This window comes from Streptomyces sp. bgisy159 (genome assembly GCF_057707805.1).
In genome coordinates this window covers 159,432-185,798 of sequence record NZ_JBYIQX010000004.1, presented here as the reverse complement: position 1 = coordinate 185,798, position 26,367 = coordinate 159,432, and the positions used below count along the sequence as shown (strand labels likewise).

At 71.0% G+C, this 26,367-nt stretch carries 30 protein-coding genes; 13 read left to right on the top strand and 17 right to left on the bottom strand.

Going from position 1 to position 26,367, the window contains the following annotated elements:
* Positions 1 to 18: 18 nt before the first annotated feature.
* The 3 genes from AC3ET3_RS06510 to AC3ET3_RS06500 all read right to left on the bottom strand — a co-directional run bounded on the left by AC3ET3_RS06510 (position 19) and on the right by AC3ET3_RS06500 (position 2,772).
* Positions 19 to 1,035, bottom strand: coding sequence for an NAD(P)/FAD-dependent oxidoreductase (locus AC3ET3_RS06510; RefSeq protein WP_432135202.1), 1,017 nt, complete (start codon positions 1,033 to 1,035; stop codon positions 19 to 21).
* The gene (locus tag AC3ET3_RS06505) at positions 1,032 to 1,571 is read right to left on the bottom strand and encodes an isoprenylcysteine carboxyl methyltransferase family protein (RefSeq protein WP_432135201.1); all 540 of its coding nucleotides are present in this window, start codon (positions 1,569 to 1,571) and stop codon (positions 1,032 to 1,034) included. The genes AC3ET3_RS06510 and AC3ET3_RS06505 overlap by 4 nt, the downstream gene beginning before the upstream one ends.
* Before the next feature lie 142 nt (positions 1,572 to 1,713).
* Positions 1,714 to 2,772, bottom strand: a complete 1,059-nt coding sequence (locus AC3ET3_RS06500) for a type III polyketide synthase (RefSeq protein ID WP_432135200.1) — start codon at positions 2,770 to 2,772, stop codon at positions 1,714 to 1,716.
* 144 nt (positions 2,773 to 2,916) lie between these two features.
* Between AC3ET3_RS06500 and AC3ET3_RS06495 the strand changes: the two genes are divergently transcribed.
* Complete coding sequence (locus AC3ET3_RS06495) at positions 2,917 to 3,786, top strand: UbiA family prenyltransferase (RefSeq protein ID WP_435611798.1); 870 nt, start codon at positions 2,917 to 2,919, stop codon at positions 3,784 to 3,786.
* A gap of 182 nt (positions 3,787 to 3,968) precedes the next feature.
* Here AC3ET3_RS06495 and AC3ET3_RS06490 read toward each other — a convergent pair whose 3' ends face one another.
* The 9 genes from AC3ET3_RS06490 to AC3ET3_RS06450 form a co-directional block, all read right to left on the bottom strand.
* The gene (locus AC3ET3_RS06490; protein ID WP_435611797.1) at positions 3,969 to 4,616 is read right to left on the bottom strand and encodes a Cap15 family cyclic dinucleotide receptor domain-containing protein; all 648 of its coding nucleotides are present in this window, start codon (positions 4,614 to 4,616) and stop codon (positions 3,969 to 3,971) included.
* The gene (locus AC3ET3_RS06485) at positions 4,613 to 5,215 is read right to left on the bottom strand and encodes an RNase A-like domain-containing protein (RefSeq protein WP_432135197.1); all 603 of its coding nucleotides are present in this window, start codon (positions 5,213 to 5,215) and stop codon (positions 4,613 to 4,615) included. Before AC3ET3_RS06485 ends, AC3ET3_RS06490 begins: the two co-directional genes overlap by 4 nt.
* On the bottom strand, positions 5,212 to 7,917 hold the full coding sequence (locus AC3ET3_RS06480; RefSeq protein ID WP_435611796.1) for an ATP-binding protein: 2,706 nt from the start codon (positions 7,915 to 7,917) through the stop codon (positions 5,212 to 5,214). Before AC3ET3_RS06480 ends, AC3ET3_RS06485 begins: the two co-directional genes overlap by 4 nt.
* A gap of 36 nt (positions 7,918 to 7,953) precedes the next feature.
* Entirely contained in the window at positions 7,954 to 8,274 is a 321-nt protein-coding gene (locus AC3ET3_RS06475) for a hypothetical protein (protein WP_432135195.1), read from the bottom strand.
* Positions 8,275 to 8,332: 58 nt separating this feature from the next.
* Entirely contained in the window at positions 8,333 to 8,791 is a 459-nt protein-coding gene (locus AC3ET3_RS06470; RefSeq protein WP_432135194.1) for a hypothetical protein, read from the bottom strand.
* A 132-nt stretch (positions 8,792 to 8,923) separates the two neighbouring features.
* On the bottom strand, positions 8,924 to 9,880 hold the full coding sequence (locus AC3ET3_RS06465; protein WP_435611795.1) for a hypothetical protein: 957 nt from the start codon (positions 9,878 to 9,880) through the stop codon (positions 8,924 to 8,926).
* Between the two features lie 525 nt (positions 9,881 to 10,405).
* The gene (locus AC3ET3_RS06460) at positions 10,406 to 11,857 is read right to left on the bottom strand and encodes an AAA family ATPase (RefSeq protein WP_435611822.1); all 1,452 of its coding nucleotides are present in this window, start codon (positions 11,855 to 11,857) and stop codon (positions 10,406 to 10,408) included.
* 742 nt (positions 11,858 to 12,599) lie between these two features.
* Positions 12,600 to 12,812: a hypothetical protein gene (locus AC3ET3_RS06455; RefSeq protein ID WP_435610283.1), complete on the bottom strand. Its 213-nt coding sequence runs from the start codon at positions 12,810 to 12,812 to the stop codon at positions 12,600 to 12,602.
* A 100-nt stretch (positions 12,813 to 12,912) separates the two neighbouring features.
* A complete protein-coding gene (locus AC3ET3_RS06450) occupies positions 12,913 to 13,374 on the bottom strand; it encodes a hypothetical protein (protein WP_435611794.1) in 462 nt (153 codons plus the stop codon).
* A 211-nt stretch (positions 13,375 to 13,585) separates the two neighbouring features.
* On the opposite strand from AC3ET3_RS06450, the gene AC3ET3_RS06445 reads away from it, so the two are divergent.
* The 7 genes from AC3ET3_RS06445 (at position 13,586) to AC3ET3_RS06415 (ending at position 17,230) form a co-directional block, all read left to right on the top strand.
* Complete coding sequence (locus AC3ET3_RS06445; protein WP_388517339.1) at positions 13,586 to 13,864, top strand: hypothetical protein; 279 nt, start codon at positions 13,586 to 13,588, stop codon at positions 13,862 to 13,864.
* Positions 13,865 to 14,055: 191 nt separating this feature from the next.
* Positions 14,056 to 14,871 carry a hypothetical protein gene (locus AC3ET3_RS06440; RefSeq protein WP_435611793.1) on the top strand — a complete coding sequence of 272 codons (816 nt, stop codon included), beginning with the start codon at positions 14,056 to 14,058 and terminating at the stop codon, positions 14,869 to 14,871.
* Positions 14,868 to 15,689, top strand: a complete 822-nt coding sequence (locus AC3ET3_RS06435) for a zinc finger domain-containing protein (RefSeq protein ID WP_435611792.1) — start codon at positions 14,868 to 14,870, stop codon at positions 15,687 to 15,689. The genes AC3ET3_RS06440 and AC3ET3_RS06435 overlap by 4 nt, the downstream gene beginning before the upstream one ends.
* A gap of 20 nt (positions 15,690 to 15,709) precedes the next feature.
* Positions 15,710 to 15,931, top strand: coding sequence for a hypothetical protein (locus AC3ET3_RS06430; protein ID WP_435611791.1), 222 nt, complete (start codon positions 15,710 to 15,712; stop codon positions 15,929 to 15,931).
* Entirely contained in the window at positions 15,928 to 16,116 is a 189-nt protein-coding gene (locus AC3ET3_RS06425; protein ID WP_435611790.1) for a hypothetical protein, read from the top strand. The genes AC3ET3_RS06430 and AC3ET3_RS06425 overlap by 4 nt, the downstream gene beginning before the upstream one ends.
* On the top strand, positions 16,113 to 16,454 hold the full coding sequence (locus AC3ET3_RS06420; RefSeq protein WP_435611789.1) for a hypothetical protein: 342 nt from the start codon (positions 16,113 to 16,115) through the stop codon (positions 16,452 to 16,454). Before AC3ET3_RS06425 ends, AC3ET3_RS06420 begins: the two co-directional genes overlap by 4 nt.
* Positions 16,451 to 17,230 carry a hypothetical protein gene (locus AC3ET3_RS06415; RefSeq protein ID WP_435611788.1) on the top strand — a complete coding sequence of 260 codons (780 nt, stop codon included), beginning with the start codon at positions 16,451 to 16,453 and terminating at the stop codon, positions 17,228 to 17,230. The genes AC3ET3_RS06420 and AC3ET3_RS06415 overlap by 4 nt, the downstream gene beginning before the upstream one ends.
* Before the next feature lie 199 nt (positions 17,231 to 17,429).
* Here AC3ET3_RS06415 and AC3ET3_RS06410 read toward each other — a convergent pair whose 3' ends face one another.
* Positions 17,430 to 18,023: a hypothetical protein gene (locus AC3ET3_RS06410; RefSeq protein WP_435611787.1), complete on the bottom strand. Its 594-nt coding sequence runs from the start codon at positions 18,021 to 18,023 to the stop codon at positions 17,430 to 17,432.
* Positions 18,020 to 18,412 (bottom strand): hypothetical protein, encoded by a 393-nt coding sequence (locus AC3ET3_RS06405; protein WP_435611786.1) that lies wholly within the window; start codon positions 18,410 to 18,412, stop codon positions 18,020 to 18,022. The genes AC3ET3_RS06410 and AC3ET3_RS06405 overlap by 4 nt, the downstream gene beginning before the upstream one ends.
* A gap of 113 nt (positions 18,413 to 18,525) precedes the next feature.
* On the opposite strand from AC3ET3_RS06405, the gene AC3ET3_RS06400 reads away from it, so the two are divergent.
* The 3 genes from AC3ET3_RS06400 to AC3ET3_RS06390 all read left to right on the top strand — a co-directional run bounded on the left by AC3ET3_RS06400 (position 18,526) and on the right by AC3ET3_RS06390 (position 21,729).
* A complete protein-coding gene (locus AC3ET3_RS06400) occupies positions 18,526 to 19,758 on the top strand; it encodes a PBSX family phage terminase large subunit (RefSeq protein ID WP_435611821.1) in 1,233 nt (410 codons plus the stop codon).
* A gap of 71 nt (positions 19,759 to 19,829) precedes the next feature.
* Positions 19,830 to 20,261 carry an HNH endonuclease signature motif containing protein gene (locus AC3ET3_RS06395; protein ID WP_435611785.1) on the top strand — a complete coding sequence of 144 codons (432 nt, stop codon included), beginning with the start codon at positions 19,830 to 19,832 and terminating at the stop codon, positions 20,259 to 20,261.
* Positions 20,248 to 21,729, top strand: a complete 1,482-nt coding sequence (locus AC3ET3_RS06390) for a phage portal protein (RefSeq protein WP_435611784.1) — start codon at positions 20,248 to 20,250, stop codon at positions 21,727 to 21,729. The genes AC3ET3_RS06395 and AC3ET3_RS06390 overlap by 14 nt, the downstream gene beginning before the upstream one ends.
* A 10-nt stretch (positions 21,730 to 21,739) precedes the next feature.
* On the opposite strand, the gene AC3ET3_RS06385 is transcribed toward AC3ET3_RS06390, so the two are convergent.
* Both AC3ET3_RS06385 and AC3ET3_RS06380 read right to left on the bottom strand, forming a co-directional pair.
* On the bottom strand, positions 21,740 to 22,126 hold the full coding sequence (locus AC3ET3_RS06385; RefSeq protein WP_435611783.1) for a hypothetical protein: 387 nt from the start codon (positions 22,124 to 22,126) through the stop codon (positions 21,740 to 21,742).
* 17 nt (positions 22,127 to 22,143) lie between these two features.
* Positions 22,144 to 22,539 carry a hypothetical protein gene (locus tag AC3ET3_RS06380; protein ID WP_435611782.1) on the bottom strand — a complete coding sequence of 132 codons (396 nt, stop codon included), beginning with the start codon at positions 22,537 to 22,539 and terminating at the stop codon, positions 22,144 to 22,146.
* Positions 22,540 to 22,760: 221 nt separating this feature from the next.
* Between AC3ET3_RS06380 and AC3ET3_RS06375 the strand changes: the two genes are divergently transcribed.
* On the top strand, positions 22,761 to 25,025 hold the full coding sequence (locus tag AC3ET3_RS06375) for a phage minor capsid protein (protein ID WP_435611781.1): 2,265 nt from the start codon (positions 22,761 to 22,763) through the stop codon (positions 25,023 to 25,025).
* Between the two features lie 136 nt (positions 25,026 to 25,161).
* Here the strand turns inward: AC3ET3_RS06375 and AC3ET3_RS06370 are convergent, their stop codons facing one another.
* Positions 25,162 to 25,608 (bottom strand): restriction endonuclease, encoded by a 447-nt coding sequence (locus AC3ET3_RS06370; protein ID WP_435611780.1) that lies wholly within the window; start codon positions 25,606 to 25,608, stop codon positions 25,162 to 25,164.
* Positions 25,609 to 25,655: 47 nt separating this feature from the next.
* On the opposite strand from AC3ET3_RS06370, the gene AC3ET3_RS06365 reads away from it, so the two are divergent.
* Positions 25,656 to 26,354, top strand: coding sequence for a hypothetical protein (locus tag AC3ET3_RS06365; protein WP_435611779.1), 699 nt, complete (start codon positions 25,656 to 25,658; stop codon positions 26,352 to 26,354).
* Positions 26,355 to 26,367: the final 13 nt, after the last annotated feature.

The following is a 26,367-nucleotide window of genomic DNA, read 5'->3' as shown; positions in this document are numbered from 1 at the left end:
TCACGAGACCGACCGTTCTCATGAACACAGCAAATGGACGGCGGCCGTGAACACCGGGGGCATCCGCGACGCCGCGGGGACGATGAGGCGGGCGGTACCAGGACGGCGGCTCGCGACCAGCAGGGTCCCGGTCAGCAGCCTGTGACGCCGGGTCAGCCGGGCCCAGGCGCGCTCGTACTCCTCCGGCCGTCCGGCGGCCAGACAGCGGACAGCCGCCCCGGCCGTCGCCAGCGCGAGGGCGACGCCCTCGCCGGTGAGGGCGTCCAGGTAGCCGGCGGCGTCGCCGACGAGCAGGACGCGGCCGGCGGCCCTGCGCCGCACCCGCTGCCGCAGCGGTCCGGCACCGCGTACGTCCGTCGCGGCCGGGCCGCGCAGCGCCGCAGTGAGCGCCGGGAAGGCGGCCAGGTGCTCGTCGTACCCGCGACGGGTGCGGCTGAGGACCGCGACGCCCACCAGGTCGTCGCCGACCGGTGTCACGTAGGCCTCGCCGTCCCGGGACCAGTGGACCTCCACGAAGTCCGTCCACGGCTCGACGCGGTAGTGCCGGCGCAGTCCGTAGCGGCCGTGGGAGCGGCCCGGCAGATCCAGGCCCAGGCCGCGGCGCACCGGGGAGTGCAGGCCGTCAGCGGCGATCAGCCAGCGGGCCGTGATCCCGGCGGCGGTGACCGTGTCCGCGTCCTGGCGCACCTCGTCGACCCTGCCCGGCAGCACGCGCACGCCGAGACCGAGGGCACGCTCGTGCAGCGCGGAGTGCAGCGCCGTGCGACGGACCCCCAGGCCTCCGTGGTCCCGGAAGGGCGCTTCGGCGCGGGCGGTGCCGTCCAGGTAGCGGATGCCGCGCAGTTCACGGCCGCCGACCTCGACGCCCAGTGCCCGCAGCGCGGCGACACCGCCGGGCATGACGCCCTCGCCGCAGGCCTTGTCCACGGGGGCGGTCCGGGGCTCGACGACGACGGCCTCCAGGCCGGCGAGCGCGGCGTGGATGGCGGCGGCCAGACCGGCCGGCCCGCCACCGGCCACCAGTACGTCGATCACGCCTGCGCGGGCCCGGTCGGCGAGGCCGCGGCGGCGAGCGCACGGTTCTCGCAGCGGATGCGCACGGTGAGCAGGGCGGCGTTGAGCACCGTGAACAGGACCGCGGTGGTCCAGGCGGTGTGGACCATGGGGAGGGCCACCCCCTCGGCGACGACGGCCACGTAGTTCGGATGCCGCAGCCACCGCCGGCGGTAGGGGCCTCCGGTCACCAGTGGCAGACCGGGTACGACGATCACCCGAGTGTTCCAGCGAGGTCCCAAGGTGTGGATACACCACCACCGCAGCGCCTGGGAGGCCGCCAGCACGGCCAGCATCGGCCAGGCCAGGCCGGGTACGAAGGGCCGGCCGGTCAGCCACACCTCGGCCGGGCAGGCGATCAGCAGGCCGGTGTGGAGGGTGACCATCGCCGGGTAGTGGCCCTGCCCGGTCACCCTCGCGCCGCGGGCGGTGCTCCACCGCTCGTTGCGGCGGGCGACGACGAGTTCGGCGACGCGCTCCCCCGCGACGGCGGCCACCAGCAGTCCGTACCAGATCATGTCCCCTTCGCGCCCTTCCCGACTTCCCGCGCTCTTGCCGTCCTTCCCGCGCCCTTCCCGACTCCCCGCGCCCTTGCCCCGTCCTTCCCGCGCCTTTGCCGTCCTTCCGCGCCCTTCCCTCCTCCGGCGGCGGCGGCCGGTACTACCAGCGCAGCAGGACCAGTTCGCAGGCGAAGCCGGGCCCCATCGCCAGTAGGACACCCGGCGTGCCCGGCGGCGGGCGGTGTTCGGCCAGGGTGTCGCGCAGTACGTGGAGAACCGACGACGACGACAGGTTGCCCGCGGCGGCCAGGTGACGCCACGTCACATCGAGTGCGCCCTCCGTCAGGTCGAGGGTCTCGCTGACGGCCTCGAGGACTTTGGGGCCACCGGGGTGGCACACCCAGGCGGTCACGTCCTTCGGCTTGATGCCGTGGTCGCCGAGGAACCCCTCGACGTCGTCGGCGAGGTGTTGGCGCACCACGTCGGGGACCCGCGGGTCGAGGACGACGCGGAAGCCGGAGTCCTTGACGTCCCAGCCCATGACGCGACCGGTGTCCGGATACAGGTGACTGCGGGTGTCCACCACCGTCGGGCCGGAGGTCTCCTCCCGGCGGTCCGCACCCTGGGCGACGACCGCGGCGGCGCCGTCGCCGAACAGCGCGGTGGCGACCAGGTTGGCCACGGAGGCGTCGTCGCGCTGGAAGGTGAGCGAGCACAGTTCGACCGACAGCAGCAGGGCCACCTGACCCGGCCTGCCCAGCAGGTAGTCGTGCATACGGGCCAGACCGGCTGCGCCGCCGGCGCAGCCCAGGCCGAACAGGGGCAGCCGTTTGACGTCCGGCCTCAGCCCCAGGCGGCCCACCAGCCGGGCGTCGATCGAGGGGGTTGCGATGCCGGTGACGGACGTGAAGAGCAGCAGGTCCACGTCGGCCGCGGACAGACCGGCCCTGTGCAGTGCTCCCTGGACGGCCTCGGCTCCCAGGTCGGTGGCGGCGGTGATGAAGACGTCGTTGGCGGTGCCGAATCCGTCCAGCTGCCCGTACCGTTCGAGCGGCAGCACCGTGTGGCGCGAGCGGACCTTCGCACTGCGGTGCAGCCGGTCCAGGGCCCTGCGGTCGGTGCCCTCGGGCAGACAGGTGCGGGCCACCATGTCGGTGATCTCGGACTGGGTGTGACAGTGCGGTGCGAGTACACCGTGAACGGCGGCGATCCGCGTCATAGGGTTCCCGTCCGGTGACCGACTGGGGTGAGTTCCTCTGCACGTTTCCCCGGACCGGGGCTCCGGCACCATGAATCGCCCGTCCGGCCGTCGCCCGGGCGCGTGGTCCCGCCGCGTGGGACGGGGCCGCCTACGATCGGCCGGGTGGTGACTCCCGAACAGTCGACGGCCGGTGACCCGGTCACGAGTCGCTCCGGCCGGGCCGCCGGCCTGGCCGGAGCGTGCCACCCCGGGCCGGTCGTGGCGGTCACCGCTCTGACGGTCGCACTCGCCGTCACCGCGGGCCAGACTCCGGCGCGTTGTGTCCTGACCGGAGCCGCCGTTCTGACCGGGCAACTGTCCGTCGGCTGGTGCAACGACGCGTTCGACGCGCACCGGGACGTCGCCGCCGGCCGCCGGGACAAGCCCCTCGTCGACGGCCCGATCGGTGCGGCTCAGGTGTGGTGGGCGGCGTTCACCGCGCTGGCGCTGTGCGTACCGCTCTCGCTCGCCTGCGGCCTGTGGGCGGGCACCGCTCACCTGACCGGAGTGGCGGCGGCGTGGTCCTACAACCTGCGGCTCAAGGCGACGGCGTGGTCCTGGACACCGTACGCGGTGGGCTTCGCCGCTCTCCCGGCATTCGTGGCGCTGGGGCTGCCGGGGCAGCCGTGGCCGGCGTGGTGGGCCGTCGCCGCCGGGGCGATGCTCGGGATCGGCGCCCATCTGGGCGACGTACTGCCGGACATCCAAGGGGATCTGGCGACGGGCGTACGGGGCTGGCCGCACCGGCTGGGCCCGTACGGCACCCGGCTGCTGCTGCCGGTGCCGCTGGTGGCCGCGACCGCGGTGCTGGCGCTGGGGCCCGCCGGGCCACCCGGCAGGTGGGGAATGACGGCGCTCGTGGTGGCCGGCCTGGTGGCCGCGGCGGGGACCGTGCTGGGAGCCCGATGGATGCGGGCCGCGTTCGCCACCGCGGTCGCCGTGGCGGTGGTGGACGTGTCACTCCTGCTGCTGCGCGGCACCGGAATCGCCTGACAGTGAGGATGTGACGTGGTGACACCGCCGGCGGGTCTGCCCCCTCGCCTGGCTGACGTCTCGACTGCCCTGTCTGGGATGTGGCGGCCCGCCGAGCGTCATCCCGCACACGGCCGGACGGGCGTTGGCGACCTTATGGCGCCTCTGTGTGTCAAGCGCACGCCGACGCCCCCTTCGGCCCGTCAGCCCGCCGCCCCCGCGTACGGCCTGGCGGGCGCGAAGTCCGACGCCGCGAGGGCCGACGACGCGCTGCCGTACCGCTGCGGGCTCCACTCCACGAAGCTCACTTCGCCGTACGTCCGCCGGTCGGTGAAGTACTCGCCGCACAGCCCCTCGCCGGGTACGGCGCCGATCCACACCTCGGCCACGCCGCGGTGCCGCTGGCTGCGCTGCCGGGCCACGGGCCGGGGCTGGTTGGTGAACTGCCAGCGCAGACACCAACGGCCGTCGTCACCGCGCAGCAGCGAGGCGTGGGTGGAGGTGGACACCGAGTCCTCGGTGAAGAGGGACACGCTGACACGTGAGGCGCTCTGCACCACATGGAGGGCGGCGGGGATCGAGGGCACCGGCGTGCCGTCCTCCCGGATGATGGAGGTGGTCACCTCGCCCCGCCAGGTGCCCTGCAGCAGCGGGCTTCCGGTGAACCGGCGCACGAGCTTCCACCGCCACAGGTACCTCTCGTACGCGAGGGCCAGGATGGTCACCGTGGTCCCGGCCGCCGAGAAGAGCCGCAGCGGGGTCGGGGAAAGCGTGTCGTCGGTGAGCAGGGCGAGGACGAGCCACACCAGACAGACGATGCCGACGGTGACCTGCTGCCGTATGTCCTTCATGTGCGTCGCCGCCCGGCACCGCGTACCTGATCCGAGGGAATCGGGAACGCCGTGCGGAACACGAACCCGCGCGGATCGTCGTCGTCTCTGGCCAGTACGACGCGGATGCCGGTCACCTCGATGCCGTCCGCGTGGTCGCGGCTGCGGGCCCAGCGGCCGGTTGTCCTGCCCAGGTCGGTGTCGCAGACGAAGTGATCCGGGTTGTCGCTGACCAGCCAGGCGACCATGTCGCCGGCGGAGTGGTACAGGGCGTCGTTGACGGCGTCGGCGGCCTGTCCCGGGGTGTCGAAGGAGGACGCGCCGGCCTCCGAGTCGTACGACGGGAACTCCCGCAGTTCGTCGGCGGAGCACCCGACGTGCTTGTCGATGGCGTGCCCCACGTCGCGCAGTTCCTCGCGGTACAGGTCGCTCAACACGTCGACGCCGGAGGGCGGCAGCCGGTCGGCCACCTCGCGGTACGACTCGTCCTGCTCGCGGAACTCGGCGACCCGTCCCCTCTCCCGATGGTGGTCGGGATGCAGGTCGCGGTGGTCGTCGAGTGCCTGCCGCAGCCTGTCGTGGTGGTCCTGCTCGTCCTCTGGGGTGTCGTGAAAGATCACCGTGTACCGCCCGCCCGTGCCGCCTGTTTGCGTACGACCGCCGCCAGATCGGACTGCCGGCGCTGGGGCGTCAGGCTGGGGAGCGGTCTGGTGAGATCCGTGTGGACCAGCGCGCAGTACGTGTCGGCCACGTCGCTGGCGCAGGAGCGGGCCATGGCCTGGGCGAGGTCGGCGAGAGCCGGCCCGCGGTACGGCTCACCACGCGGCGCCCGGTGCGCCTCGGCGCGTTCCTCCCGGCGCCGGGCGAAGGCGAGGGCTCGGCCCCGTTCTCTGCGGCGCGGGAGGCAGCCGTCCTGGCAGATGTCGCGGGAGCACAGCTCGTACGGCAGCAGCCGGGCCTGGTCGCGGGTGGGCCCCGCCATGTGCCGTACGACGGTGTCGTCGTCGACGATGCGCGCGGTGTCCACGGCCGGGTCGGGCCGGATCCCGGCGAGCAGGGGGTCGGTGGTGCGGGGTGTGGCTACGAGTGCCTGGCCGCGGCGGAGGGCCGCCGCGGTCTGCGCGGAGCGTGGGCCGGCGCCCATGTCGCCGAGGGTGGCCTGCCGGCTCTGCTCGCTGCGCAGCGCGTGCATGATCTTCACGCCGGTGAGGGCGGTGGCGGCATCGTCCAGGCGTTCGGGCACCTGGTCGACGAGAACGAAGCCCTGCCCGAAGGAGCTGAGTTCGGCGAGGGCGTTGGCGAGGGCGGAGACCGCCTCGGCCGATCTGCGGTCGGGGCCGCCCGAGGGGCGGGCGAAGACGCGGTGGGCTTCCTCCAGCACGATGAGGTGGCGCAGCCGGCGGTTCTGGCTGCCGCGCAGCCGGGCGAGGGCGGACAACTGGGAGAGCAGAAAGCCGAGGGTCATGTCGATCGCGGCGGGGTCGGCCATGGCAGCCAGTTCCAGCACGGCGGGCCGGTCGATGAGTCCGGCCCAGTCGGTCTCCTCCATGGTGTCGAACATGTGGCCACGCTCGCCGGCGAGCAGGCCCCGTACGCGGGTGGCGAGGGCCGGGAACACGTTGAGGGCCTGGCCGTGGTAGTCGCTGTCGTCCTTCAGTGCCTCCAGGACGGGAAGCAGGGAGCGCAGGGTCGGGGCGGCGCCGGGCAGGGTGCGTCCGCCGTCCCAGCCGGCCCGGACGTAGGTCTCCTCCAGGGCGCGTTCGAGGATGAGCGGGAGGGCGCTGTCCATGTCGGGCACCACCGCGCGGAACACGGCCATCAGCGAGGAGATGTGGGTGTCGACGGTGACGCCGGGGGGCGGTTGAAGCGGGTTGAAACGCCAGGGCGCACGCTCGGAGTCGCCGAGGGTGTGGATGCGCAGCGCCTCCATCCCGGGCACGGCGAGCATGCCGCGGTGCTCGGTCTTGACGGGTTCGATGACCAGCCACGGCACCTGGTGGTCCCGCCAGAGCTGGACGAGGAGGCTCTGCAGGGTGGTCGACTTGCCGGTGTTGGGCGCCCCGACGATGAGGCCGTGGCTGACGAGGTCGTCGACGGGCAGGTGGACGGTGGTGGCGGGGCCGCCGCTGATCCGGTCGCCGAGGGCGAGCGCGGGGGTGCCCGGTTCGGTGTCGGGCGCCGGAGTGAGGCGGTCCAGTTCGGGCGACGACACATCCAGGCCGGGGCAGCCGTCGGGGCCGGGCACCGGGAGGACCAACATCGAGGCGGCTTCCTCGGGCCCGAACAGATAGGGCACGCGGCGGATGGTCTCGGGCGCCTGGGGCAGGTTCCACACGGGGTGGCCGCCCCAGGGCGCGATCGAGCCGCCCGCCAGGCACTGGGCTGCGAGCCGGAGTTCCTCGCGGTCACCGGGCCGGACGATGCGCACGCCGCCGGACATGCCGCGCTCGGTCACCTCGTGCGACGATCCCACGGCCGCCGCGAGGGTGGCGGCGATCGTGTCGGTGGCCGCGTGGTCCCCGACGACCGTGGCGCGGGCCAGGACCTTGGCAGGACTGTCCCCGAAGCGGCGCCAGGCCTCCAGGGCACGGCGGGCGTTCTCGTCGGGCGGCAGTTCCACTTGTCCGAGGTAGTCCGGCACGGTCCGGGCGGCGGCCTCGTACTCCAGGCCGGAGCAGAGATGGCCGTAGGCGTCGCTCTCCAAGGGGGTCAGCACGGTCGGCAGGAACACCAGGCTGACCAGGGCCGGCGACGGCGTGTGCAGCAGGGCGCGCAGGAACGGGGCCCAGGCGGAGCCGTCGCCGTGCAGTCGCCCGGGTACGTAGTAGTACTCGGCGGCGGAGTAGTCGGGCAGGGCGGGGGCGACGACCTCCTCGTGACGGCGGACCTCGGCGCAGGTGACCGCCCCCGGGGGAGCTGCGAGGACGTCGGCCTGGGCGACCGGCTCCACGACGAAGCCCGGGGGCAGCAACTGTGCGGCGGCGCCGAGCAGTTGCGCGGCTGACGACTCGGCCTCGTACCGCGTGCCGGCGGCGGCGCGGGCGACGAGGTGGCAGTCGATGCCCTGAGGCCGGCCGACGGCGGGCGCCGAGTAGCGGACCTCCAGGGCTGCGCGGTTCGCCCAGCCGTTCAGGGCCTGCACGATACGGCTGGACACGGCCCGCATCGCCGTGCCGCTGTCCACGGGGCCGTCGGCCGCCTCGGGCGCGCGGGGGCCCGCGACGATCCGGGCCACCGCGGTGGCCCAGCAGACCGGCCTGGCGAAGAAGTCCGTGTCGACCCAGATCACGGCCGTGTCATGACGGACGTCCGGCCACTGCACTTGATCACCTCCAGGAGTGAGAGCGGGCGTCGTGGCTCAGAGGTCGTCGAAGGGGTTGCGGGTGCGCTGCTCGGGCTGCGGTGTGGAGGGGGTGCGCGGGGTGTCGCCGCCGCTCATGAGGTCTGTGACGCTCTGCCGGGTGGCCTGGCGGCGCTCCGCGCGCTGCTGCCCGATGAGCAGCAGGATCGGCAGGCCGACGGGCCAGAAGATGCCCGGGACCATGGTCTTGAAGCGGGCGCCGATGCCGTTCAGACCGGATCCGTTGATGTCGGCCCAGTGCAGGTCGAAGAGGCGCATCGCGTAGCGGGTGGTGCCGATGATGCCGACGACGTAGACGATGAAGATGAACCAGCCCATGGCTGTCCTTCCGATGACGGCTGGGATGCTCGGGAACCAGACGGTCGGGCGACGGCGATCAGACGCCGAAGAAGCCGCTCTGGTACTTGCGGATCTCCTCGCGGGCGAAGCCGGTGCTGTCCGCGACGCTGTAGAGCGCGGGGACGACGGCGAGTCCGTGGACGGACTCGATGACCGCGGTGAGGTCGAGGTAGTCGAAGAGCCTGAGGTTGCCGGTGGTTCCGGTGAGGAGCCAGCCGGCGGTGAGGTTGGTGCCGACCGGGAAGCCGTAGTGCATCATCCGCAGGCCGCGGGCCTTGCGGTCCACGGGCTGGACGACGAGGAACCGGCGGGCGCCCTGTCCGCGCATCGCGGCGAACAGGCCGTCGGAGTTGCTCTCCAGGTTCATCTCGACGGGCAGGCCCTGCTCCTGGGTCGCTTTGGCGACCTCGCGCAGATAGCTGTCGGAGTGCCCGGCTGCGTTCGGGATCAGCTGGTTGAAGGAGTCGATGACGTCGAACTGGCTGAGGATTCCCACGGTGTCCCCCCGAGATCGTCCGATTGGCTGACTGATGGGGGAAGTGAACACGCCACATGGCGCACTTACGGCGCGCGGTGCGCCGTTACGACGCACGGGGCGCCCGTGTCACCAGGTCCGGCGGAGACCGACTCACCAGGTCCAGCGGAAGCCGACCACCGACCGCTCTACGTAGGACACAAAGCGGTGGGCGCGGCCTGTCTCGCACACCTGGGCGGGCTCCAACTGCACGGGGTCGCCGAGGTGATGGTCCGCCCAGGTCGCCCACCAGAGTCGGCTGGGCAGCCGGCGGGGCTCGAAGTGCACGGCCATGTCGAAGTTCTCGATCCGGCCGCGGGCGGGGCGCCGCACCTCCTGCGGGGGGTGCGCGGTGGGGCGGTAGACGGTCCGGTACTCGAAGGCGGTCCGCTGCCCCTGTGTCAGCGGCCGGGGAAACGTGATCTCGTGGGAGACCAGACCGTCGTAGTGATGTTCCGGTCCGAGGGTGCCGCCGTGCATCACCTCGATGGCCTCCACGGAGGATTCGTGATTGAACAAATAGCTGTCCACACCGTCCTGCAGAGCCATGATCACGTGCTTGGTACGGCGTTCGGTCAACTGCCCCTCGGGGTTGAGGAAATAACGTTCGAATACCGTCACCGTGCGATGCCATTGGCGTCGGACCATCGCCCGCGGTTCCTGGACCGCGTCGGAGATTCCGTCGGGCCGACTGCCCGACTCGCTTTCGTGGGTGGCACGCAGGGACTGGGCGTCGCGCTCGCTCATCCGGAAGGCGTCGATGAGCCAGGTCAGGGTCTCCGCCGTGATCATGGTGCCGTCGAGCGCGCGGCGGACACGGTCCTTCTGCTTGCGCGCGAGGGACTGCTCAGACTCGGGGAACTCGCCGGAATCCCACAGGTGTTCGGCCAGAACCTGAGCCACGGCGGCGATGTTGACCCGGCCGGCCGAACGGTCCCGCTGAACCCGGGCGCGCCAACGGCTGCGGTATTCCGGCCGGGTGTCGAGCAGCTCCGCGAGCAGCGCCGAAGTGACCTCGAAACATTTTTCCTTGATCAACGCGACTCCACCCGCGAGAAGCCGAATCACCACAATTCATTCATTGAACCACAGCGAAAAGATCGTCAAACATGACTAAGACAAAGGAAGTTGAATGACCGAATCGAGATGATCGGACACGACGGCCGTTAGTCTTGATCTTGGTCGTCGGGTCACGTGGTCGCATCCGCGGCGACGTTGTTCCAGTGCCGGTGGCAGGCAACGGCGCGCCGCTGGTGTCGGGGGCGCCGGGCGGGCCGGCGCGGGACATGGTCGTGAACCGTTCCGGTCCTCAGCCCCGGCCTCGAACCGCATCCGCATGAATTCCGCCCCGCCTGTCCGCAGCGGTGCTCGCCCGGCCTCGCCACGCTACCGCCGAATCGCGACGCACCGCTCCAGGCCGAGGATCTGCGGCCCACCACCGACATTTCGTGGTGGCTGCCCGCCCTCACCCTGACCGCCCGACGACGGATCGCGCATGGTCGTACGAGCCCGCGCCCTCCTCTCCGAAGAGCCCGAACTCCTCATACGGGTCCCGGCCGGTACGGCCGACCGGTCCCCCGCGCCGCAGATCGAGAGTCACTCTCCGTGGTAGAGGCGGGGCAGGTCGATCAGTTGAATCGTGGGGTCGTTCTTTGCGAGGTGATTCAGCTCATCGGTGAAGCCGGTGCCGCTGAAGCAGTAGAGCCTCGTTGCCTCGGTAGCCGTGCCACTCCTGGTCAGGAGGGAACGGATGTGCCGGAGGCGTTCCAGGTGGCCGGCTCCCATCACGTCACTCCACTTCGCTTCGCCGATGGCGAGCAGCACCTGACGACCCTCTTGGCTCTCGCCGTGGACTGCGACGTCGACCTCGCGGCTGGTCCTGGCAGCCGGGTCGTTGACGGTTCCGCCGGCGACGCGTGTGACGTGTCCTCCCTGGGTGTGGGGTGCCGCATGCCAGCGGGCCCATTCCCGGCAGACCTGCTCGAAGTGCGGACCGACGACTTTGCTGCGGAAGGTGGACTGGGCTCGGCGCCATACGTCGGGCGCCCGCCCGGGGCGTTCCAGATCACCCCAGGCCGGGCGCATGACCGCGTGGTAGAAGGTGACGAGCGGTTCGGCGATGCGGTAGGCGGAGCGGTTGCGGCGAAAGGCATCGGCTTCGTGGGTGATCAGGCCGACGCCCTGGAGAACGCTCAACGGGTGGGCGAGGTCGGTGGACTTGCGCCCCAGATAGTCGGCGATGCCGCCACGAGCCGCGTTACCCGCGGCAATGGCCGCCAGTACCGAGTGATACAGCGCGGTGTCGTGGAGTTCGGGCTCCTCGGCGAGAAGATAGCGGGCCTCCCGGAAGAGCGGACGCGCCGGGTTGAGCACGGCGCGGATGACCCAGTCGTCGAAGTCGTCCGGCCCGGCAGGGGTGTCCCCCTGAGTGAACTCACGCCGGTAGGCAGGCGTGCCGCCGACGATGGCATTGGTCAGCAACGCCGTGCGCGGGTCGTCGATCTGCCAGAACTCGGCAGCGAGCCGGAAGTCCAGGGTCGGGACCACGAGTTCGAGGCCGGCTCGGCCACGCAGCGGAGCATTGCCGGACAGCAACCGGCCCATGAACGACAGCGCGGAACCGCACAGCAGCAGACGCACGGGAGTGTTGGTGTGCTGGGCAGCAGGGTCCAGAGCGCGCTGGATGATCGAAGGCAGGGAGGGAGATGCCTTGGCGAGGAAGGGGAACTCGTCGATGACCGCCACGGTGGGGCCGCCCGCGTCGGCGATGCGCATGAGTTCCGCGACCGCCTCGTCCCAGTGCGCGAAACGGAACGGAGTGGGCTGCCCGCGATAACGGGCCAGTGCCTCACCGAACTGGCGTAGGGCGTCGGCCTCGGTGGTCTCGGTGGCGGTGAACATGAAGCCGCCACTGGCACGAGCGACGGCGTCGAGCAGGAAGGTCTTGCCCTGCCGGCGGCGACCGGAGACCACACCCAGCGTGGCCCGCGGGCCCGGCAGGGTGGCGAACCGGGTCAGCTCGGCCCATTCGAAGACACGATCGAACATCTCGGCGGGCTTGTCCACAGCACCAGCTCCCACATATAGATGCACTTATTATAGCTGCACTTATTTGTCACTTCCCCAGTCGATGCGCCCATTGAAGGATTCCGGCCCGTTTCACGGCCCTTCCGGGTTCGCGCCGCTGGGCCGCCCTGCGGCTCTTCCGGCCGGGTGGGGTTCGGTCGGGGTGGACCGCGTCAACTGACGCGGCGGATCGTACGCGGGCGGCGGAGCCCCCGAGACTACGACCGCGCACCTCGCGCGTACGGCACCCACCCCGGACGGGGCATCCGCACGCACGCCCCGGGGGAACCACACCGCCACAACCTCCGACCTACGCATTGCGCGTGCGCAGGTCGACCGCCGCAGTCCAGTCCGGACGACGCAGCATGAATGACAGAAACCCCAGGTCAGAGACCTGACCTGGGGTTCAAAATGAGCCGCCTTCGGGATTCGAACCCGAGACCTACGCATTACGAGCTCAAGATCAATCGTGATGATGGGTTCCAGTCGGCACCGGCAAGTGACAGAACATGCAGGTCAGAGCGTTTCGCAAGACTCGTTGATGTCAGCCGGTGCCGACTACTCCAGAGCGGTCCGGCCTCACCACGGCCTCACAATGGCCGCACCGGAGCAGGCTCCGAGCCTCACCTCGGGGGAGTAAGACACCGCGCCCGAGCGGCCGACGTGAGGCCGCGGGAACGGCGAAGGGGGCCGCACGGATCACCGTGCGGCCCCCTTCGCCGACTCATCCCGCCGCCGCGCTCGGCCCGTCCTTCTGCTGCGGCTCGTTCGTCCTGTCGCCCGATGCGGGGGGAAGGGCGTTCAAGACGAGTTCGAGAGCGAGGGCGCCGGTATCCGTGATGTGCCGATCGTCGATCAGGATGTGCCGATCGGCAGCATCGGCGGCGCCGGCTGCTGGTGCTGTGTTGTCGAGTCGGGTACGGCGGACGCGGAACAAGATGCCCCCCCCTTGTGGCATGGCGGAGCCAAGCGCTCGAACATATGTCCGAGGCAAAGGCTCACTCACACTACCGCCACAAACACCGCAGGTCACGCGACTACGACACGCCGTCACCGCCACCCTCGGGCAGGATGCGCAGGTTCCCGAGGCCGAGCTCCTTTAGCTTTTCTTGGAGAACGGGCAGATCATGCGGATTTGTTCCTTCCGCGTAGGCGACGACGACCGTCGCCCCCGGCTTGCTCGTGCGCAGCTTGGCCACGTCGAGGCCGGTCCACTCGGCGGACGCAGCAGCCTGCACGGTTTCGAGGGGTAGGCCGGTCGCCGCCGCGACGGCGCCGACGATCCATCGCTCGCGCCGGTACCCCTCCCCACTGGCGATCTTCGGCAGCGTGTTGTGCGCGATCTTCTGTCCGGTCTCCGGGTCTACGGCTCGGGCCGACAAGCTGCGCAGGTTCTCACCTGGCTTATCGATCGCCGCACGGACGATGTCACGCAGCAGGGTCACGGGCCGCTCGGCCTCGCCCGTACCGGGGCGTATGGAGGTGTCGTTCTCCGACACGGTCTCATCTCCGTTCTTGTCGCAGAACGCGAACAACCTCATCTAACCAGCGATCTAGGCCGGTTGCACACCTCGGAACTGCGTTGACGTTGGGTTTCTGCCCTGCGTACGTTGTTCTTGTTCGTGAACACGAACAGATATTCGACGCCTCCGGGGGTCTCTTCGGTGCCGTCTGTTCGAGTTCGTCAACAAAGGTCAGATGGGGGATCTAGTGACCGTCAAGTTCATCGCGGGGCCGCCGCCCGCGCGGCAGAAGAACACCCGGCACGCGCTGCTCGTCGCGCAGCTCAAGGCGCACCCGAACCAGTGGGCCGAAATCCAGGAGAAGGCGACGGGCGCCCGAGCGGCTGCTGCTGCACAAGCCATCCGGTCGGGACAGCTCACGTCGTACGCGCCGGCCGGCGCCTTCCAAGCCATCGCGCGGACCGTCGTCGAGAACGACGTCGCCCGACACGTGGTCTACGCGCGGTACGTCGGCGCCGGTCAGTGACCGGGCGCCGCACCGCCACCCCGAGCACCGCATGATCTGCGATTTCTGGGACGGCGCAGCCGGCACCTACTGCCGCGCGATCGGAACCCGTCGCTACATCGTCGGCCATCGCTGCCCCAAGCACACACCCGCCGCCCTCGCCGGACGCCCCGAACCGCCGGGCGACCCGACTCCCTTAAGGAGACGCACCGTTGAGCCTCGCCGCGACGGATTGGGTTTGGGCCCGGTCCGAGAGCCGAGGCGCCGCCCGTCTGGTTCTGCTCGCCATCGCTGATCGGGCCGGCGCCGACGGCGTCGCCTACGCCGGTACCGCCTCGCTCATCCGGCGCACCCGCGCCGCTCGATCCACCGTCCGTACCGCCGTCGACGCCCTGCTCGCCTCGGGCGAGCTCGACATCGTCGAGGGCCGTACCGGGCCCAGTGGCGAGACCGTCTATCGTCTGCCGCTCCTCGACCACGAGGGGGCCGAGGATCGCCCCGGGCCGGACATCGCCCCGGGCCGGACAGCGACCCCCGGGGGGCCGGTGAGCAGCCCCGGAGAGGGCCGGACGTCGGCCCCGGGGGGAGCGGATACCGGCCCGGGGGCGGGCCGAGGATCGGCCCCCGGGGGGCCGGAAACCGGCCCCCAGAACGTACCTACTTACTCACCACCACAACAGCAGCAGCCGCGCGCGAGCTCGGCCGCTCTGATTCCCGAACTGCGCCCGCTCGACGACGCCCTCGCCGCGGCCTCGATCACCGTCCGGTGGTCACTCGGCCTCGGGGAGCAGCGCGACGTCTACCGGCTGACGCAGCGGCACGGCGTCGAGACGCTCGTCGACCTCGCCGCCCGTCGCACCACACCGGGCGAGGCCCCGAAAGCGGCCCGCTACTGGCTCAAGGTCTGGTCCGACCTCGACCGCCCGTCGAGCTCGTCGCCGCGACCGCAGCCATCGACCGCCGCCTACGCCGACAACTTGGCCGCCGGCCTCGCCCTGCTCAACGCACAGAAGGAGAGCACCCCATGAACGAGCAGCAGATCGCCGCCCTGTTGGCGTTCGCCGGAACGCTCGACTCGCGGGTGCGCCGCGCGCTCGCCGACCCTCAGCAGTCCGCCCGCACCATCTCGGAGTGGACGGCCGCCGTCGCCGACGTGCCGGCCACCATGTCCGATGTCGGATGGGACGCCGCCCGCGCGACCCGCCGCTACTACGAACAGCGCGGCGGCGACCGCTCGGCGCAGTTCCGGCCGATCGAGCCGCACGACCTGCTCGCCGCATGGGGCCCGTACCGGACCGAGCTCATGAACCGCCACACCGACCCGGTGCCCAACGTCGACCCCGACAACGTCGCCGCATGGCGGGCCGAACTGCTCGGCACCCGGGCGGCAGTTGCGACCGGGCACACCGCGCCCGCGCAGTACCGCGCGGAGATCGACCACGGCGGGCAGAAACGTCTCGCCGCGCTCATGTCCGGTGTCGGCACCGGCCCACGCCGGTACATGCCCGCGCACGTCGCGGCCGAGCTCGCGCGCTTCCGCCCGGCTCGTGCGCACCGCGAGCAGCTCGTCGCCGAGGGCATCCCCGACCCGTTGTCGGTGCGCTGCCCGTACTGCCTCGCCGAGGTCGACGAGCGTTGCCAGTCGAGCTTCCGCAACCGCGGCAAGGGGCGACGACCGCTCTCGGGCGTCCACCCGTCGCGCGTCGAGGCCCTGCTCGCCGAGGCCGGCGACAACGGCCAGGCCGAGGCCGAGCAGATCAGGCTCGCCCGGATCATGTGCCAACCGCCCGCACCGCGGCGAGACACCCGAGCCCGGCACACCACCGGCGGGGGCGAGGCCCGATGATCCCGCCTGCCGCTCGCGCCGTGATCGCTGCCCACCTGACCGACGAGCTCGACGTGCACCCTCACCTCGCGACCGTCGTCGTCGCCTCGCTCGCCGACCGCCTCGCCATCGAGGGATGGCACATGACGACGAGCTACCCCGCGCGACCGGTCGCGCCTCGCGCGCGGGAGGCCCCACGCGCTCGGCGCTCCCTCGCCCGGCTGCTGCGCCGTGCCCGAACGAACGGAGAGACCGCCCCGTGAGCCCTGCTCTGCTCGCCCTCGCCGTCGTGCTCGCCCTCGCCCTCGGCGCGGCCCTGGCCTACTCGGTCCGGATCGACGACCGCCTCGACCGCGAGCTGCGCCGCCTCGACCGCAGCCCCTGCTCGACCACCTGCACCGCCTGCTCGACGACGCGCCGAGCCGAGAACGGAGAGACGAACCGATGAACACCCACACCCGGACACGATCGCGGCGCGGCCGGACCCTCGCCCGCGAGGCAGCGCGCGAGGACCGACGCACAGCCCTGCACCTGCTGCTCGCCCGCGCCGACCGAGGCGCACTCACCCGCGAGGACGCCGCGCACCTGCGCGCCCTGGCCGAGGCCGAGATCGCCGAGTGCGACACCTTCCGACGGTCCGCCGGCGGACAGCAGTCGGCCGCACTCCGACTGAACCGCCGCATCGACGCCGCCGAGCAGGCCATGCGCGAGATCGAGACCGAGCGCGACGAGTACGCCGCCGAGGCCGAGGCCCTGCGCGTGGCAGCAGACAAGGGGGAGCAGTGAGTTACACACAGGCTGTGCACGAGACCGTGCGCGCCCTGCGCACCATCCGGGGCCAGTGGGCGGCACTGCTGCTCGCGATCGAGACGCCCCCGGCGGATCACTGGCCACCGAGGCAACTCGCGCACACCATGCGCGAGGGCGACGACGAGCTGCTCGTCGAGGACCGGGCGCCGCTCGTGCTGCGCGAGCACCCCGCCCCGCTCAACCTCGGCGCCCTCGACACCGGGCGCGCGGTCGAGCGACTGATCTTCGACCTTGCCGACACCCTCGCCGCCGCCGTGCAGCGGACCGAGCAGGGCGACCCCCGGACATGGGAGAGCGCCAACCCGAGCGCGCCGGACAGTCGGCGCACGGCCGGATCGCGGGCGCATGGGCTGCATTGGGCGTGCGTGTGGATCGAGGGGCGCGTGCAGGATGAGGACACCGCCCCCGAGCACGAGCTCGACGGCGCCCTCGCTGCCCCGGCGTTCGAGGTGCTGCCGCTGTACCTGCTGCACGAAGCGCGGCGCACGGCACGGCTCGCCGAGGCCCGGGTGCTGCGCGCCCTCGGCCTCGACCGGCGCGAGACACCCCTGCCCGAGCCGTGCCCGTGGTGCGCCTGCGAGCTCACCCTGCACAGTGCCCCCGACGGGCCGCCGAGCATCACGTGCGCGGGCGGGCGAGGCTGCTCGGCGCCCGTCCCGCTCGACGGCAGGGAGCGCGCGCGGGTGTGGGAGTGGGACGACCTCCCCGAACTGATCGCCGCGCTCGGCGTGGACATCCCTCGCGCCGCGTAGCCCCCGGACAGGTTGGGCGTCAGCGGACCCGCCAAAGTCCAGCAGGGGCGCCCCCTCGCCGGGGCGCCCCCTCTTGACAGATTCGATCGATCTCGCCGACGCCAGCGCCGCTACTGGCATTGGCGCTACAGGGTTGCGTCGTTATCGATCCGTGACCTATAGTCGGTGGCGCCTTCGGCGTGCCCGGAAACTCGGACCGCTACGGGGCGAGGCGATCAACCCCGCCGACCGTGCGGAGCAACTCAGTGATGTCCAACTGAAGTTGGTTGTAACGATCCTCGTCGGCCTGATTGTCAACGAAGCCTTGCATACTGCCGCTCATCTCCAGCCCCAGCGCTTCCACTTCGTCGTAGTCAGCCAAGAGCGCTGCCTGCCACACCTCGGTTTCGTTCACGGGGTGGAAGCGCTCATCCTTCATGGGGACCATCGATAGTTCCTCTGCCGCGCGCACATCCAACGCCCCGAAGATGGTCACCAGATGACGGTGGACTCTCACCCTTTGTTTGGGGGACAGGTTCCATGCGTGCGTGACCATGTCACAGAGAATCCGCGCCCTTTCTTGCGGGCGAAGGAAATCACCCGGGTACGACTTCTGAGCCTTGTAGTGATGCCACTGAAACGCCAGGTGAGCCCGCAACTTGACGACTTCACCACGCAACGCCAGCAGGGCCGCAGCCCGATCCTTACCGATCTCTTGCCGATGACTCACATACGGCGCCAAGAAGTAGGCAGCGGCGGCGCCAGCCAGGGCACCGGTTCCGATCTTGATAACAAGATCCCAAAAAGTGCTCACCCGATCAGTATGCCTGCGAAGTTGCGCGCCCGTGAGTACTGCCGAGGAGGTGAGCCGTCCTGCCGGAGCCGATCCGTGACCGCGACCGAGCGGCAGTTCGCCGCCTGCACGCCGAGGGAAAGTCCCGTAACCAGATCGCCCGTGAGCTCGGCCGCGGCGCCGCCACGGTCTCTAAGATCGCCGCCGCCGAGGGGCTCGCGTTCTCCGGCGGGGCGCGGGTCGCCGCCGCGACCGAGGCGCGCACGGCGGACGCCGCCGCCCGCCGCGAGCAGCTCGCCGACGACGCCCTCGACGGCGCCCTCGCGCAGGTCGAGCGGGTCGGCGTCGCCGACTCTGCCCGCGACGCCCGCGACTACGCCACCGCCGCCCGCGCGCTCACCGAAGTGCACGCCAAGGTCGCCGAGCTCGCCCGCAGCACCAAGACCAGCAGCGCCGGCGGAATGCTCGACCGCCTCGCCGACGCCCTGCTCGGCCCGCAGGACGGTGCACCGGACGGGAGGTGATTCCCTCGGCGGGACACCTCTCCGACAAGCAACTGCGCTCGATCCGCGAGGCCACGGCCCGTATCAACTTGTGGCACGGGTCGGTGCGCTCCGGAAAGACGATCTCCAGCCTGTTGCGCTTCCTGCTCGCCGTGCGGCGGGCGCCCGCCTCGGGGCTCATCCTGATCGTGGGACGGTCGCTCGCCACGATCGAGCGGAACGTGATCGAGCCGCTTCAAGACCCCGAGTTGTTCTCGGACACCGCGGCCGAGGTCCACCACACCCGCGGCGCCACAACAGCCGTGATCCTCGGCCGAGTTGTCCACCTGATCGGCGCGAGTGACTCGCGGTCCGAGGGCCGGCTGCGAGGACTGACCGCATCCGTCGCATACGCCGACGAGGTCACGCTGCTGCCGGAAGCGTTCTTCACGCAGCTACTCGCCCGACTGAGCGTCGCCCGCGCGATCCTGATCGGCACCACCAACCCCGACGGCCCGCGGCACTGGCTCAAAGCGAAGTACCTCGACCGGCAGCACGAGCTCGACCTCGCTTCCTGGCACTTCAAACTCGCCGACAATCCCGCCCTGTCACCGGCCTACGTCAAGGCACTGTCCGCGGAGTACACCGGACTGTGGCGGCGCCGGATGATCCTCGGCGAGTGGGTCGTCGCCGAGGGCGCGATCTACGACATGTACGACGAGCAGCGGCACGTCGTCGACGAACTGCCCGAGATCCATCGCTATTGGGTCGGCGTGGACTACGGCACGAGCAACCCGTTCTCGGCGATCCTGCTCGGCCTCGGCACCGACGGCCGGCTGTACGCGGTGAGTGAGTGGCGACACGACGCCCGAGCCACCCGCCGGCAGATGACCGACGCGCAGTACAGCCGCGCCGTCCGCGCGTGGATCGCCGAGCAGGGCGTGCGGCCCGAGTGGACGTTCATCGACCCGAGCGCGGCGAGCTACTCCACGCAGCTATGGGCCGACGGGTACCCGAACGTCGCCCGTGCCAATAACAGCGTGCTCGACGGCATCCGCAGCGTGGCGAACGCCCTCGACGCCGGCGCGCTCCTGGTGCACCGCTCGTGTGAGGGACTGCTCGCCGAGTTCCCCACGTACGTATGGGACGACGCCGCCGCGGCCCGCGGCGAGGACCGCCCCGTAAAGCAGGACGATCACTCGCTCGACGCGCTGCGGTACGCGGTGCACAGCACCGTGCACGAGTGGCGCGGACTGCTGACGACCGCCGCCTGATCACTCCCCCATCACCCCGCCCGGGGCGCCTCGCCGCGCCCCGGGCCCGAGCACACCGAGGGGGTGATCGCGTGCCCCCTTCCCTGACCGACCGGTTCCTCGACAAGGTCGCCCCCGGCCCGCTCGGGTGCTGGGACTGGACGGCTCACGTCAAGCCCAACGGGTACGGGCAGTTCAAGGTCGCCGGCCGCCCGCAGTACGCGCACCGTGTCGCCTATGAGCTCGTGCGGGGGCCGATTCCCCGCGGGCTCGTGATCGACCACCTGTGCCGCCGGCGCCACTGCGTCAACCCTGATCACCTCGAAGTGGTCACCACCCGGACCAACATCCGGCGAGGGATCAGCCCCGCCGCGCGTCGGGCGCGTCAGACGCACTGCGCCCGCGGGCACCGGTTCAACCGCGCGAACACCTACCGCGCCCCGAACGGCACCCGGCACTGCCGGCCGTGCGCGGCGCGGCGGGCCCGAGACCGACGGCGGGGGGTGAGCTGTGCCCCTGCCTGACAACGGCACGCCGTGGCCGCCGCCGGCCCTCGCTCGGCACTACGCCGAGGTGCGGGTCGATGATGCTTGGTACTCCGGCGACCGCGACAAGCTCGCCACCGTCTACCGCGACGCCCCGCGGCGCCGCGACGGCCGGCGCCGCTTGTGGGGACGCGACCGGGCCGAGCAGCCCTGGGCCCCCGATCACCGGCTGCACATCCCCTTGCCCGGCGACATCGCCACCGCGAGCGCCGATCTGCTGTTCAGCGAGCCGCCCGAGTTCACCGTCGAGGACACCGCTACGCAAGACCGGCTCGACGAGCTCGCCGCGGCCGACGGCATCGCGAACACCCTGCTTGAAGCGGCCGAGGTCGCCGCCGCGCTCGGCGGCGTGTACCTGCGCGTCACGTGGGATCGCTCGCTCGCCGGCCGGCCGCTGCTCACGACCGTGCACCCCGACGCCGCCGTGCCCGAATGGCGCTGGGGGCACCTCGCCGCCGTGACGTTCTGGCGCGAGCTCGCCGCAGACTCGGTCACGGTGTGGCGCCACCTCGAACGGCACTCCCCGGGCCGGATCGAGCACGGGCTCTATCAGGGGTCGGCCGAGAGCCTCGGCGTGCGGGTGCCGCTCACCGAGCACCCCGAGGTCGCCGCCCTCGCCGACTCGCTCGGCCCGGACGGCGACGCGATCGAGACCGGTATCGACCTGCTGACTGCCGCCTACTGCCCCAACATCCGGCCCCACCGCAAGCACCGCGGCTCGCCGTTCGGGCGCAGCGACTACAGCGCTCCCCTGTACGACTTGTTCGACGCGCTCGATACGACATGGACGTCATGGATTCGCGACCTGCGGCTCGCCCGCGCACGGCTGCTCGTCCCCGACGGGTACCTGCGCGACCACGGGCCCGGACGCGGCGCGAGCTTTGACGACGACCGGGAAATCTGGACCCTTCTCAACATCCCGCCGACCGAGCAGGGCGGCGCCGGAATCACCCTGAACCAATTCGAGATCCGAGTCGACGAGCACGAGCGCACCTCGACCGCGATCACCCGGCAAGCCGTGATGAGCGCCGGATATTCCGCGGCGACGTTCGGGCTCGGCGACCAGGGCGCCGCGCTCACAGCGACCGAGATCAAGGCGCGCGAGCGAAAGAGCATGATCACCCGGGGGAAGAAAGTCAGGTACTGGTCGCCGCCCGTCGCCGACATGCTGTACGTGCTGCTGCTCCTCGACCGGGCATTGTTCACGCCGCGGATCGTGCCCGAGCGGCCCCGTGTCTCCTTCGGCGACTCGATCACCGAGGACGCATCCTCGCTCGCGCAGACCTTGACGCTCCTCCAGCAGGCGCAAGCGGTCTCGGCCGAAACGCGCGTGCGGATGCTGCACCCCGAATGGGACGCAACCGCAGTGCAGGCCGAGGTCGACCGCATCCTGACCGAGACAGGCGCCGCGGTACCTGACCCCATGCAGGCCGGAGCCATGCCCTAGCTGGACCTCGTCAGTCCGCCTCGCCCAACTGAAATACCTTACGCCAGTCACCTGTACGTTGCTTTTCGTAGAGCTCCTCCCAGTCCATCCTCAACGCCTCATCAGGAACATGATGATCGAGCGTAGCGGAATTTCGGATTACCTCCCTTCGAAATCGCTGTGCCGCTTCCAGGTACATGTCGGACACCGGAGGCTTGAAGGGCCACCAGCACATAACAGAGAGGGCGAACTCAACATCAATGGGGTACATCGCCCGACCCAGAAGGGCCGCCCTCCGGTTCCCTAGATGCACCCCTGCCTCAAGCACCTGAGGGACGAAGCGAGCTTCCATTTCATGGCCCAGCACACCCTCAAATGCCTTGATCGCTTCGACGGGAAGACCACTAGAAATGTCCACGATCCACTTCCTTCACACTAGACAAGCATGGATGTCGTGACGGCCGAAACCCCCCACAGTAGCCGATAACCGGCCACGAGCAGGAAGAACAACTGAGCGCCATAAAGAATCCCGACGTCTTTCCTTCGCGCAACGTCTTCCTTTGGCCCACGAATTGCGGCAGCGAAAAGCACATAGACGCCCGAGAACAGGGATAGAAAAAGCCAAAATGCAGCCATGAAGAAGTCTGCAATGGCGTTATCCGGGAGGGCAAACGCACCACTCCCCGCACTCAACTGGACCGCCAACACCGAGACAGGAAGGAGAATCCCCACAACAGTAAGGCCGCCACCCGCCGCACCACGCAAGGAATCTGCATATTGGGCTAGATCGCGAGTCCTCTTTGGAGATTTGGATTTCACTACCACGTACACCTGAAAACCCAGGAGGATAGCAAGCACAGCGACATCAACCCAAGACCATGGACGGTCGAAGGCAGCCCTCCAAATAGATTCCCCCCCAGGATCATTTCGCGTAAGCAACAGAGTTCACCTCCCGTCCACGCAGGCATCAAATCACTTCAGCCCTGATTGCCTTCCAGGACACGCAGAGGCTCCACCGACTGGGGGATGAATACTTGCCCGCTTCGCCATGGATGGCAGAGGATCTATCGCACCGAATTACCACGCTGTACGCGGACGCCGAGCAGCGACTGCTCGGCGTCGTCGCCCGGCAACTTGCCGACGGGTACGACGCCCCCGGGTGGGCCGTGGCCAAGCTGCGGGACATCCAGCCGCTACGCCGCGCAGCGCAGGGCGTCGTCGACGCGCTCGGTACCTCCCTCGACCTTGAGGTGTTCTCGGCCGTGACCGAGGCGTACGACCTCGGCGCACGGGCCGGCCTCGCCGAGCTCGGCGCCCTGTCGGATGACGACGCCCGGCGGATCGCCGACACCACCCCCAACACCCGGGCCGTTGACCGGCTCGCCGCAGAAACCGTCGAACTCGTCACCGAGACACACCGCGGGATTCTGCGCGGCGTCGAGGACGGTTACCGGCAGATCATCAGCGAAGTGTCGGCGACACCGATCCTCGGCATCGACACCCGCCGGCAGGCCACGCAGCGCGCGCTCGAACGGTTCGCCGACCGGGGCTTGCGGACGTTCGTCGACAAGGGCGGGCGTGCATGGCAGATGACGAGCTATGCCGAGATGGCCGTGCGGACCGCCGTCGGGCGGGCCGCGGTCGAGGCGCACGGCGACAAGCTGCGCGCCGCCGGCGTCGGTCTGGTCATCGTCTCCAACGCCCCGCACGAGTGCCCCCTCTGCGCGCCGTTCGAGGGTGAGGTGCTCAGCCTCGACGGACCGGGCGGCGCCCGGACGATCGAGGCCAAGCACGCCATCGAGGACGGGCGCACCGTGCGGGTGCACGTCGCCGGCTCTCTCGACGAAGCACGTCGGCGGGGGTTGCAGCATCCCAACTGCCGCCACTCGACGAGCGCTTACCTGCCCGGGGTCACCCGGGCCCCGGTCGAGCACTCCGAGGACCCGAACGGGTACGAAGCCTCACAGCGGCAGCGTGCGATCGAGCGCGCTATCAGGAAGTGGAAGAACCGCGCCGCCGTCGCCACCACACCCGAGGCCAAGCGCGCGGCCGAGGCGCGGGTGCGGCAGTGGCAGGGCCGGATGCGCGAGCACCTCGCCGCGCATCCCGAGCTCATCCGTCGCCGCGAGCGCGAGCAGCTCGGCGCGGGCAACCTGCCGCCGACGGGGGGCACCGCCGGCCGCCCGGGGACGCCGAGCGGCCCCGGGTCGGACACGTTCGAGGCCGCGCGGGTACGGGCCGGCGACGAGCGCACCCTGCCCGAGCTCACCGACGAGCAGCTCGGCGCCGCGATACGGCCCGGAGTGCTCGACGAGCGCAACCTCGGCCGTATCGGGGCCGAGGCCGACCGGCGCGACGAGCAGGCCCTGCTCGACCGCATCCGCCCCGGCGGGCGCATGGTCGACAGCCTCGCCGAGTTCAGCGACGACGAGCTCGCTCGCGTCGCGCTGCTGCTCGACGACGACGGGCTGCTGCGCGACATGGCCGAGGCCGACCGGCGCGACATCGACGCCGCCATGCCCGGCGTGCGCGGCGACCTTGTCGGCATGTCCGAGCAGGCCCTCGCCACCCGCGCACGGCACGTGCCCGAGGACCGGCCGGCGATCGGCGCCGAGATCCACCGTCGCCGCCTGCTCGACGCGCTGTTTCCCGGCGGGCGCCTCGCCGGCGACCTGGCCGAGCTCGGCGACGAGCTGCTCGTGTGGGGCATCCGCTACGCGCGCCCCGAGGACGCCGAGCGGATCGCGGCCGAGATCGACCGCCGGCACCCGCCCGCCCCGCCGCCGCCCGCGGCGGGCGCGACGGTCGCCGACACGCTCGCCGCTCGCGAGGCCCTCGACGACGCCATGCACCCGATCCGCCTCGACGACCCGCCGCCGGCCGATCCCGACGACTGGGGGCCCCACGGCGCAGACATCGAGCGCGGCCCGGATGGCACAGAGCACATGTCCGCCACCGAGCGTTGGGTGTTCGAGCGCGAGCTCGAAGCACGGGCCGCGCGCGACGCCTACAGCCGCGACGAGATACGCGAGATGTACGAGGAACACATCTACGTGCAGTGGCTCGCCGCGGAGGACTACAGCAACGGCTATTTGCTCAACCGGAAGGCGCGAGCCGCCGGCGTCGACCCGCGAACGTTGTTCAAGGGCCCGGCACATGTGGCGTACGCCCGCGCGAGCGAGGAACTGATCAGGTTTTGGGAAGAGGTCTCCCCCCGGGTCACCCTTGCCGAGTTCACCGAGCAGGTAACCGGCGTGCGGACCGGGGCCGGCGAGACCGCCCGGAGCGCTCGCGAGAACCAGCGCCGCAAGTTTTAGGGGGTGATCCGTTGGGATTCCGCGAGGCCGCGCTGCGCGCCCGCCGGGACGGCGCCGACGCCGCACGAGCAGGACGGCCGCCGACCGACGCCCCCCGGTACAACGACCCGCGGCTGACTGTCGCTTGGGTCCGCGGCTACGCCGTAGGTTCCCAAAACTCGCCGTCGAGGATCTCTTCGTAGTGCCGCTCCCTCGCCGCAGGGCGAAGGTATCCGTAAGCGTTGATTCTCGGATGGGTGGTGCTCTCCATCCGGCGAACTGCGCCATCGGTGTAGCCGCTGGACGAGAACAACACTCCCTTGTCTGCTGCGACGTCCAGCAACTTGCCGAGGAACGCCTCGACCTCGGCGACCCCGACGGGGCGCCCGTGGTCCTTGCACTCGACCACGATCAGGATTTCCTCGCCGGCGACTTTGCCACGCGCCAAGACATCAATCTGGCGCAGCTTCCCGCTGCGCCCTCGCAACCGTTGGTCATGCTCGACGGTCGCGAGCGGATCGCTCCGGCGGACGACCTCGGCGACGAGCAACTCGAACTCTCGCCATGAGGCTTCTGAACTCCCACGCGCAGCCAACTCAGTCACAAACCCCGACCGTACTTTGCCCCGCTGACACTTTGGAGGGCGTATCCATGCCCGAGCACATCCCCGACACCGCTCTGCCGGTCCACCCGCGCACGGGTGAGGCCGCCCTCGGCTTCCGCCGCGACGGTCGCCCGATCTGGCCCATCAAGGGCGGCTCGGGCGAGGGCGGCGACCCTGCCGGCCTGCCTGCCCCGCCGGTCGGCGACCCGAACCCTGCACCGCCCGCCCCGCCGGCCCCGGACCCCGTCGGCGAGCAGCAGCTCGCCGACGCGACCGCGCGCGCCGAGCAGGCCGCGGCCGAGCGCGACGAGCTGCGCGCCGCACTGGACGCCGTGACGCGCGCGCTCAACCCCAACGGTGGCGAGGCCGAGCAGGACCCCGCCGCCCTGGCCGCCGCGGTCGCCGAGCGCGACCGGCTGCTCTCCGAGAACGGGTCCGCGCTCCGCTCGGCCCGCGTCGAGCTCGCCGTCGCCCGCGTCGCCGCCGACCAGGGCGCCCGCGGCGACCGCCTGCTCAACTCCCGCTCGTTCCTCGCCTCGGTCGCCGAGCTCGACCCCGCCGACAAGGGGTTCGGCGACGCGCTCACCGCGGCGATCACAGCCGCAGTCGAGGCCGACCCCGAGCTCTACCGCGCCACGCCGGCCGGACCACCGCGCGGGGGCGGCGAGTTCAACGGCCCGCCCGTCGGCGACCGCCGCGCTACCTCCCTGCACGACGCCGTCGCCGCCCGGATGAGCGGCGCCTGAACCACCTAGGAGA